The 9,794-nt window shown below is 70.8% G+C and carries 6 protein-coding genes; 1 reads left to right on the forward strand and 5 read right to left on the reverse strand.

From position 1 onward, the window contains the following. Both AB0H87_RS31910 and AB0H87_RS31915 read right to left on the reverse strand, forming a co-directional pair. Nucleotides 1-3,222 (reverse strand): ThuA domain-containing protein (locus AB0H87_RS31910; RefSeq protein WP_360154029.1); only part of this gene is annotated, 3,222 nt, incomplete at its 3' end. 137 nt (nucleotides 3,223-3,359) lie between these two features. Continuing rightward, nucleotides 3,360-4,064 carry an NmrA family transcriptional regulator gene (locus AB0H87_RS31915; protein WP_360154032.1) on the reverse strand — a complete coding sequence of 235 codons (705 nt, stop codon included), beginning with the start codon at nucleotides 4,062-4,064 and terminating at the stop codon, nucleotides 3,360-3,362. Between the two features lie 664 nt (nucleotides 4,065-4,728). On the opposite strand from AB0H87_RS31915, the gene AB0H87_RS31920 reads away from it, so the two are divergent. Further along, nucleotides 4,729-7,146, forward strand: a complete 2,418-nt coding sequence (locus tag AB0H87_RS31920; RefSeq protein ID WP_360154035.1) for an SGNH/GDSL hydrolase family protein — start codon at nucleotides 4,729-4,731, stop codon at nucleotides 7,144-7,146. Nucleotides 7,147-7,217: 71 nt separating this feature from the next. On the opposite strand, the gene AB0H87_RS31925 is transcribed toward AB0H87_RS31920, so the two are convergent. The 3 genes from AB0H87_RS31925 to AB0H87_RS31935 all read right to left on the reverse strand — a co-directional run. Then, a complete protein-coding gene (locus AB0H87_RS31925; RefSeq protein WP_360154038.1) occupies nucleotides 7,218-8,492 on the reverse strand; it encodes a GNAT family N-acetyltransferase in 1,275 nt (424 codons plus the stop codon). 4 nt (nucleotides 8,493-8,496) lie between these two features. After that, nucleotides 8,497-8,979 carry an MSMEG_6728 family protein gene (locus tag AB0H87_RS31930; protein WP_360154041.1) on the reverse strand — a complete coding sequence of 161 codons (483 nt, stop codon included), beginning with the start codon at nucleotides 8,977-8,979 and terminating at the stop codon, nucleotides 8,497-8,499. After that, nucleotides 8,979-9,794, reverse strand: an 816-nt coding sequence (locus tag AB0H87_RS31935; protein ID WP_360154044.1) for a glycoside hydrolase family 15 protein, incomplete at its 5' end; no start/stop codon positions are given. The genes AB0H87_RS31935 and AB0H87_RS31930, both read right to left, overlap by 1 nt.

A 9,794-nucleotide genomic window follows, 5' to 3' on the forward strand; every position in this document is an offset into this window, starting at 1 on the left:
GTGCGCGACGAACGACTCGCCGGCCAGCTCCGCGGCGGCCGACGCCGGGTACGCGTCCGCCTCGACGCTCGACGCCGTCGCCGGCTTGTTGAGCGCCAGGTTCGTCCCGGTCGGCGGCGTGCCGCCCGTGGTGAAGGCGAACGAGTCGACGTTGAACAGCGCGGCGCCCGTGCCGCCGGTGAACACCAGGAACAGCGGCCCGGACCCACTCGGCGCGGTGATCGTGCCGCTGACCTCGGCGAACGTGTCGAACGAGCCCGTTGCCGCGACGGTGGCCGTGCCGACCACCGCACCGGTCGCGGAGCCCGAACGGATCGTGATCGTGCCGCCACCACCGGCCGGCGCGGACACCCGGGCGGTGAACCCGGTGGCCAGCCCGGACAGGTAGTACGGCGTGAACGAGATCCAGTCGCCGTTGCTGACGTTGCCGACCGCGCTGCCGCCCTGCGCCGCCGTGGACGTCACGATGCTGACACCCTGCTGGTTGCCGAAGTGCTCGGCCTGGCGCTGGCGCGGCTGCAGGACCACCGGGGTCGCGTTGATCGCGGTGGTCGAGCCCGGCGGGGTGTACGCGGCGTTGATGATCCCGAAGATGTTCGCCGACACGTCGTGCTCGCCGTCGACCGTCGTCTGGATGTTGCCGCTGCACCCGTTCACGTTGGTGATCGGGTGGCCGTGCGAGTCGTGCCCGAGCACGTAGCTCACCGTGACCCGGGAACAGTCGATCGTCGGGTTGGCCGGGTCGGTGACGTTGACCGTGAACGGCACCTGGTCACCGAAGTTGAACAGCCGGCCGGGTTGTGGCAACGACACGCTGATCGTCGGCCCGCCGACCCCGATCACCACGCTGGCGGTCGCGGAGGCGCCGGACGGGTCACGCACCGTCAGCGTCGCCGTGTACTGCCCGTTCGCCGTGTACGTGAACGACGGGTTGGCCGCGGTCGAGTCGACGGAACCGTTCGTCTGGAAGTCCCAGGCGTACGTCAACGGGTTGCCGTCGGGATCGGTCGAGCCCGCCGAGGAGAACTGCACGGTCAACGGTGCCGTGCCGCCGGTCGGGTTCGCGCTCGCGACGGCTACCGGTGGCCGGTTGCCGCCGGTGACCTGGTACTCGATCCGGTACACGGCCGAGTTGGCGTCGCCGCCGAACCAGCCGGTGCCGTAGTCGAGCACGTACAGCGCGCCGTCCGGGCCGAACTCGTAGTCCATCACCTGTGTGCCGGTCCACGGGAAGTTCGTGATCGTCCCCGGTGTGCCGTTGGCGTTGATGTTGATGGTCTTGATGAACCGACGACCGAACTCGGTGGCGAAGAACTTCCCGTCGTACGAGGGCGGGAACTTCACCGACGAGTTCAGCGCGGCGTTGTAGCGGTAGACCGCGCCGCCCATGGGCGAGAGGCTGCCGCAGCAGATGCCGGGCGGGTCCTGTCCGCCGCCGTAGGGCAGCCACGCCGCCCGCGACGCCGGCAGGGTGGTCAGGCCGGTGTTGTTGCGCGAGTTGTTGGTCGGGCCACCGGCGCAGTTGTACTGGCCCAGCGACGGTCCACTGGGGAACGTGTACTCGTGGTACGGGGTGTTGTAGTTGGAGCAGTACGGCCAGCCGTAGAAGCCCGGCTGGGTGATCCGCTCGTAGGAGACCGTGCCGGCCGGCCCGCGGTTCGGGTCGGCGGTGCCCGCGTCGGGCCCGTAGTCGCCGAGGTAGACGATGCCGGTCGCCTTGTCGACGCTCATCCGGAACGGGTTGCGGAAGCCCATGGCGTACACCTCGGGCCGGGTGTTGGCGGTGCCGGGCGCGAACATGTTGCCGGCCGGGACCGTGTAGCCACCGGCCGCCGACGGCTTGATCCGCAGCACCTTGCCGCGCAGGTCGTTCGTGTTGCCCGAAGACCGCTGCGCGTCGAAGGCCGGGTTGCGGTCGGCCCGCTCGTCGAGCGGCGCGTAGCCGGCCGAGTCGAACGGGTTGGTGTCGTCGCCCGTCGACAGGTAGAGGTTGCCGGCCGCGTCGAAGTCGATGTCGCCACCGACGTGACAGCACTGGCCGCGGCTGGCGGGCACCTCGATGACGGTCACGGCCGACGCAGGGTCGATCGTGTTGTCGGCCCGCACGGTGAACCGGGCGAGCCGGTTGACGCCGTTGAACGGCGCGAACTGCGCCGCCGTGCCGGTCGTGGGCGCGTCACCGGCCGGTGTGGACAGTGGCGGAGCGAAGTACAGGTAGACCCAGCGGTTCGTGGCGAATCCGGGGTCGGCCTTGATGCTCTGCAGGCCCTCCTCGTCGTGCGAGTAGACCGGCAGGGTCAGGGCCACCTTGGTGTTGCCGGCGGCGTCGGTGTAGCGGACGGTGCCGTCGCGCGAGGTGTGCAGCACGCCGCGGTCGGGCAGCACGGTCAGGCCCATCGGCTCACCGGTCTCCGCGACGCCCTTCGCCAGCGTGACCTGGGCGAAGGAGCCCGGCGGGTCGACCGGCCCGGAGCCGACCGAGCAGTTGCCGGTGCCCTGTGCCGCGTACCGGATGCCGCCCAGGAGGTGGTTGCGGAAGTTGGTGTCCGCGTAGCTCTCCTGGGTGTGGCCCATGCCGGTGTACCAGCTCCGGCCGCCGTCGTAGGCACGGCACCAGACGATCGGGTGGTCACCCATGCCACCGCCGGTGTACGTCGCCTCGTTGAGGTTGGCCAGCACCCGCACGTTGGCCCGCGGGTTCGTGCGGTAGCTGTACCACTCGTCGGTGCGCACCCAGTTGGCCGGCAGGCCGGCGGTCGAGGGGTGGGTCGCGTCCTCGATCCGGACGGTCGCCTGCTGGATGGCGGGGTGCTGGAGGAAGTACGCGCCGACCAGGCTGCCGTACCAGGACCAGTCGTACTCGGTGTCGGCCGCGGCGTGCACGCCCGCGTAGCCGCCGCCGGCGCGGATGTAGCTCTCGAACGCGGTCTGCTGGCTGGCGTTGAGCACGTCGCCGGTGGTGGACAGGAAGATGACGGCCTGGAACCGCGCGAGGTTCGCGGTCGTGAACGCGGCCGCGTCCTCGGTGGCTTCGACGGTGAAGTTGTTCTGCGCGCCCAGTTGCTGAATCGCGGCGATACCCGCCGGGATCGAGTCGTGCCGGAACCCCGCCGTCTTGCTGAACACAAGCACGGTGAAGTCGGCCGCGAAAGCAGGACTCGCCGGAATACCGACAAGGGTCGCTGCCATCAGGGCGACGCAGAGCAGCGCTCTGCGCAACATGATCGGACCTTTCTCATGGGGACGGTCATGAAGACGTGCGCCGACCACGCCGTGCCCACACGATGGCCGATAGAGCGCTCTCCGTCAATACGCAAGAGGCCCTTTCTAACACCATTCCGAATAGGAAGGAAAGCTGTCTACAGGGGGTCGACCGGCGTGGTTCCGTCGCGTCCCGGCCACATGCCCAGCCGGATCGCACCGACGATCGCGTCCGGGCCCGGCAGCAGCGTCCGCTCCCCCAGGACGAGGCCGCGGAAGCGGGCATGCGGATCGGTGATGACGAACCGCGGGTCGCGCCGGAACGACAGCGCCTCGCGGATGAAGTTGTCGAGGCGGAACTGCTGGGGTCCGGCCACCTCGACGGTGCCGTCGACCGGCGCGCCGACCGCGGCGGCGGCGAGCGCCCGCGCCACGTCCGCGCTCGCGACGGGCTGGACGAGGACCGGCGCGAACCGCACCGTGCCGCCGTCCGCGGCCGCGTCCGCGAGGTCGACGGCGGACTCGAAGAACTGCGTCGCCCGGACGATGGTGTACGGGATCGCCGCGCTCGCGACCAGCTTCTCCCGCACCAGCCTGGCCCGGAAGCAGTCGCTGTCGGCGAGCCGCTCGGCGGCGACCACCGACAGCGCGACGTGGTGCCGGACCCCGGCTGCCGCCTCGGCGGCGAGCAGGTCCCGGGTGGAGTTCTCCGCGACCTCGACGTCCAGCGGGTCGGTGGCGTCCACCACAACGTCCACGCCGTGCAAGCTGTCGCCGGCGCCGACGTGATGACCCTGCGCGGCGAGCACGGCGGCCACCTGCGCACCGACCAGCCCGCTGCCTCCGACAACCACGATCTTCATCACGAACCTCCCGTTTTGCCGCTTTTCGTTGCCTGCCACCACCAACCAGGACCGGACGGCGCCACGGTCTGTGACAGGTCAGCGGAGAACAGTGGCCGATCAGGAAAGAGCCGGGTCCGGCGATCGCCTTGTGCTGGTACGGGCCGGCGCGGTCGTCGTGACGATGGCGCCGGTGGCGATGTCCAGGATCGCGCAGACTCCGATGCCGCTACTGTCGTCGGGTCGTTCCCGTCGTAGCTGGTCACGAACATCGGCCCAGCCGGGTCGCCGGTGGCGAGTCCCCAGACCTGCCCCGGCATGGCCACCCGGAACGGCTCCATCGTGGTTGGGCCTTCCGACGCGCTGCGTCAGCACCATAGCCGCAGGTGGCGGTCCGACGGCCGCGGTACCGGCACCGCTCGTCCGCGGTCGCCGACCGTTCGCCGCACCGCCGGCCCGTTGGTCGACCTCTCCGGCCCACTCATCGTCATGCATGGATGTAAGGGTTTACTTCGATCTGGTGCCTTTCTAGGTTGGGCCGTACAAAGGCGCGCCTGATCCAGGTGGAGAAGCAATTGCTCTCCGCGCACCCCGCCCGACCGCTCCGCTCCGGCGGTCGATTCGTCTCCGCGTACCGACCCCCTTCCCACCATCCTGTTCGGGCAACGAACAATGGAGGAGCGTAATGACGCTGTCCACCCGAAGACTGTCGAAACGGCAATGGTTCGCGGCATTGATCGCGACGACCATGGCGGCCGTCGGCGCGGTGCCGGGCACCGCCTCCGCCGAAGAAACGCTCGCCGGCAATGTGCCAGCCGGCAAACCGGCCATCGGCACGTGGGCGACCGCCCCGGTCTCGGCCGCCCCCACCGAGGCCAACCGGGTCAACGACCAGACGCTGCGCCAGATCGTCCACATCAGCACCGGTGGCGAGCAGGTCCGGGTCAAGCTCTCCAACCGCTACGGAACCGCGCCGCTCGTGGTGCGGGCGGCTCATGTGTCCCGCCGCGACACGGCCGCGCGCATCGTCCCGGGATCCGGCGGGCAGCTCACCTTCAGCGGCCGGACGTCGTTCTCGATCCCGGCCTTCGGCGAGCTCTACAGCGACTGGCTGCCATTCCGGGTGCCCGATTTCGCCGACCTCGCCATCGACGTCTACATTCCGGCCGACACGCTCGCGTCGACCTCCCCGATAACGCTGCACAATGCGCGGCCGGCGGGTCAGATCCTTTCCTATCTCGCTGCGGGGAACCAGACCGGTGCGGCCGATTTCCCGACCGTCGCGACACGTACCATGTGGTATTTCCTGACCGGCGTCGACGTCTCCATGCACCGGACCGCCGGCGGGGCGATCGTCGCTTTCGGCGACTCGATCACCGACGGTTCCGCGTCCACGGTGGACGCGAACGGACGCTGGCCGGACTACCTCGCCCGACGGCTGGCCGACAAGCCGTCGATCCAGCCCACCGGCGTGGTCAACCTGGGCATCGGGGGCAACCGGGTGCTCATCGGCGGCACCGGCGAGAACGCGCTGGCCCGCTTCGACCGCGACGCCCTCGTGGCGTCGGGCGCCCGGCAGGTCATCGTCCTCGAAGGGATCAACGACATCAGCGGCGGGAACACCGCCGCGCGCATCATCGAGGGGCACCGGCAGCTCATCAAGCGGGCGCACGACCGCGGCCTCACGATCTACGGCGGGACGCTCACGCCCTACGGCAACGCGCCGGATGCCCGTGAGGGGGAACGGCAGGCGCTCAACACCTGGATCCGGACCAGCGGCGAGTACGACGCCGTGATCGACTTCGACGCGGCCGTGCGCGACCCGGCGAACCCGCGGCGCATGCTCGCCGCTTACGACAGCGGCGACAGCCTGCACCCCAACAGCGCGGGCTACCTGGCGATGGCGAACGCGATCGACCTCGACCTGTTCAAGCGGAACACCCCCATGAGCGCCACGTCGGACGCCGTGGCGACCTGGACGGCGCCGATGGTGTCGGCGAATCCGTCCGCCGCCAACCGGGTGAACAACCAGACACTGCGGCAGATCGCGCACGTCAGCATCGGCACCGACCGGGTACGCGTCCGGCTGTCGAACCGCTGGGGCACGGCGCCGCTGGTCGTCGAGGCAGCGCAGGTAGCCGTCCGGGCGACCGACGAGAAGATCGTGGCTGGCACGGGCCGGGCGCTGACCTTCAGCGGCAGCCCGTCGTTCACGATCCCGGCCGGCGCCGACGTGCTCAGCGACTGGGTCGACCTCGAGGTGGCCGAGCTCTCCGACCTCGCTGTCGACATCCACCTGCCGGGGGACACCTCGGCGGGCACCTCACCACTGACCGTCCGGAACGGCGCGCTGCAGACGACGTACGTCTCGGCGCCCGGCAACCACGTGGGTGAGGCGGACTTCCCGGTGGCCTCGACCCGGCTCCAGTGGAACTTCCTGTCCGAGATCGACGCGAGCGCCCGGCGGCACACCGGCACCGTCGTCGCGTTCGGTGACTCCATCACCGAAGGGCTCCGCTCCACGGCCAACACCAACCGGCGGTGGCCGGACGTGCTGGCCGCACGGCTCGCCGCGCTGCCGCCGTCCCGGCAGCTGGGCGTGGCCAATGTGGGCATCAGCGGCAACCGCGTCTGGGTGGGTGGCGGTGCCACGAACCCGAGCGCCATGGCGCGGATGGACCAGGACGTGCTGGTGCGGGCGGGCGTGACCGACGTCATCGTGCTGCTCGGCATCAACGACATCAGCGGCGGGGCCACCGCCGCGGACGTCATCGCCGCGCTGCGCCAGGTGGTCGTGCGGGCACACACGCAAGGCGTCCGCATCTACCTCGGCACGCTCACCCCGTTCGGCAACGCTCCTGACGTGCGGGAGGAACAGCGCCTGGCCGTCAACGAATGGATCCGGACGACCGACGAGTCCGACGGCGTCGTCGACTTCGACGCGGCGGTCCGCGACCCGGCGAACCCGCACCGCATGCTCGCCGCCTACGACAGCGGCGACAGCCTGCACCCGAGCGACGCGGGCTACCAGGCGATGGGCGAGGCGATCCCGCTCAACCTGTTCCAGCAGGGCCAGTCCCCTGCGCTGGTGCCGGCCGCCTGACCGACGCCGACCATGGCACGCCCGACCCCCGGGCGTGCCATGCGGCGCTCACGACGCCGGACCGGCCGGTCTCATTGGCGGCTGTGCGCCTCGATGTCCTCGGCGAACGCCGTCACGGCGTCCGTGGTGAGAGTGGGCCGGGTGTCCGCGATCGAGGCGAGGTAGTCGGCGGTGGTGGCGGGTTCGCCCCGCTGGTCCCGCACCTCCCGTTCGAACGCCGCCTGGGCGCCCTTGCGGGCCGCGAACTCGATGTCGGCCGGGGTGAACAGCTCGCTGGCACCGACGAGTCGCTCGAGGTCGACGTCGTCGGCCGCCGGACCGAGATAGCGGCGCCAGATCGCTGCTCGCGCCGTGCGGTCGGGTGGGCCGACCGGCAACACGTAGTCGAAGCGGCCCGGGCGCAGGAACGCCGGGTCGAGGGCCCGCACCGAGTTGGTCGCGCAGACCAGCAACCGGTCGCCGCGCTCGCGGAAGCCCGGGATGGTCTTGAGCAGTTCGTTGGTGACGGCGTGGCTCGGGTCGGTCGCCCGGCCGGACCGCACACCGGCGATCTCCTCGACCTCGTCGATGAAGACCAGCACCTCGTCGAGGTCGGCGAGGTCGCTGAACGTCGCCCGCAGCGCGGCCGCGAGGCCATCGCTGTCCGCGGCGAGCCGGGCGGGAAAGAGCTCGACGAACGGCCACTGCAGCCGGGACGCGATCGCCTTGGCGAAGCTGGTCTTTCCGGTGCCGGGAGGTCCGAACAGGATGGCGGCCTTCGGCGGGACGACGCCGTATCGATCGGCGACGTCGGGGTGGGCCAGGGGCAACACGATGCGGTGCTCGATCGCCTCCTTCTCGGCCTCCATCCCGGCCAGCAGGTCCCAGAGCCCCGGCGGAAGCATCCGACCCCCGAGCGCGGCGAGCAGGCCCGCGTCGCCGGCCGCATGCTCGACCTTCTCGTAGTACGTCAGGTCGGTGCGCACGTGATAGCCCGAGTTGCGCATGGCGACGCTGCCGGTCGCGTCCTCGGGCAGGACCGCGCTGATCCGGCGCACGTCGAGGCCGCGGAGCCGGCGTTCGAGGCCGGCGAGCAGCGAGCTGCCGACCCCACGGTTGCGCCAGCGGGCGTCGAGCGCGATCACCTGGATCCAGGCGCGTTCCCCGTCCACCCGGGCGATGGCGACGCCGACGACCTCCTCGGCGGCGACGGCGACCACCGCCGGCTGACCCGCGCGCACGGCGGAGACGGCCTCCGCGAAGCCGAAGACCGGGGCGGGAGAGCCGGTCGGCCGGCTCTGCTCCCAGACCGCGACGGCCTGGTCGAGGTCGTCGCTGTGGAAATCGCGCACGCGCCACGCGGACATGCCGTCACCGTGGCGTGCAGCCGTTGGGGCGGTCCGAGGGCGGCCAGACGTACGGGAGGTCCGGCGGCACGTCGCCGAAGACGGGACGGTAGAAGTCCGCGTTTTTGCGGATCAACGCCGACTGGTGCGACCGGTGGAACGCCTCGTCGCCCAGCCACGGCGGCAGGTCGCCGGCGGCGGCCAGGGCCTCCACCGAGCGGACCGAATCGAGACCGCAGGCGGCCGCCAGGTCCGTGTTCAGCGTCGCCGCGGTGGTGTCGGCCCGGCCGGTCGCCGTCCACGTCGACGAGACGATCAGGCCGTAGCGGACCAGCGCCTCCTCGTACCCGGCCCACATCTTCACCGCCGGATGGTGGCGGTAGCCGTGCCCGGCGACGGTGAGCCCGCGCAGGATCTGCACGTTCTCCACCCGCTGCTTGCCCAGCCGCGGCGGGTCGAGCACGGCCGCCGACCGGACGAAGTCGGGGAACGGCAGGAACGTCTGCATCAGCCGAGCGCGCGGTCGATGTTGAAGGCCGCGCTGATCAGCGACAGGTGCGTGAACGCCTGCGGGAAGTTGCCGAGCTGCTCACCGGTCGGGCCCAGCTGCTCCGCGTACAGGCCCAGGTGGTTGGCGTACGTGATCATCTTTTCGAAGGCCAGCCGGGCCTCGTCGACCCGCCCGGCCCGGGACAGCGCTTCCACGTACCAGAAGGTACAGATGGACATCGTGCCCTCTTCGCCCTGCAGGCCGTCGGGGCTCAGGTGCGGGTCGTAGCGGTAGACCAGGGAATCCGACACGAGGGTGTCGCCGAGCAGGTCGAGCGTGCTCAGCCAGCGCGGGTCCGACGGCGCGACGAACTTCGCCAGCGGCATCATCAGAACCGACGCGTCGAGTACGTGGCCGTCGCGGTGCTGCACGAACGCCTTCAGCTTCGGGTCGTAGAACCGGTCCATGATCTGGTAGTAGATGGCGTCCCGCGCCCGGCCCCAGCGGACCAGGTCGGCCGGCAGCCCGCGCTGGTGTGCCACCCGGATCGCCCGCTCGAGGGCCACCCAGCACATCAGCCGCGAGTAGAGGAAGTCGCGCCGCCCGCCGCGGGTCTCCCACACGCCCTCGTCCGGCTGGTCCCAGTTCTGGCAGACCCATTCGACGAACGTGGTGACGCCCTCCCAGACGCCGCTGGAGATCGGCTGGCCCCACTTGTTGTAGAGGTAGATCGAGTCGAACACGGTCGACGCGACGGACCCCAACGCCGGCGGCAACGGCCGCAAGCACATGATCCGGGCCGTCGAGGCGTCGCTGCGCCGGCTCGGCACGGA

It is taken from the genome of Asanoa sp. NPDC050611 (genome assembly GCF_040654855.1).
In the GTDB taxonomy this organism is placed as follows: Bacteria; Actinomycetota; Actinomycetes; order Mycobacteriales; family Micromonosporaceae; genus Asanoa.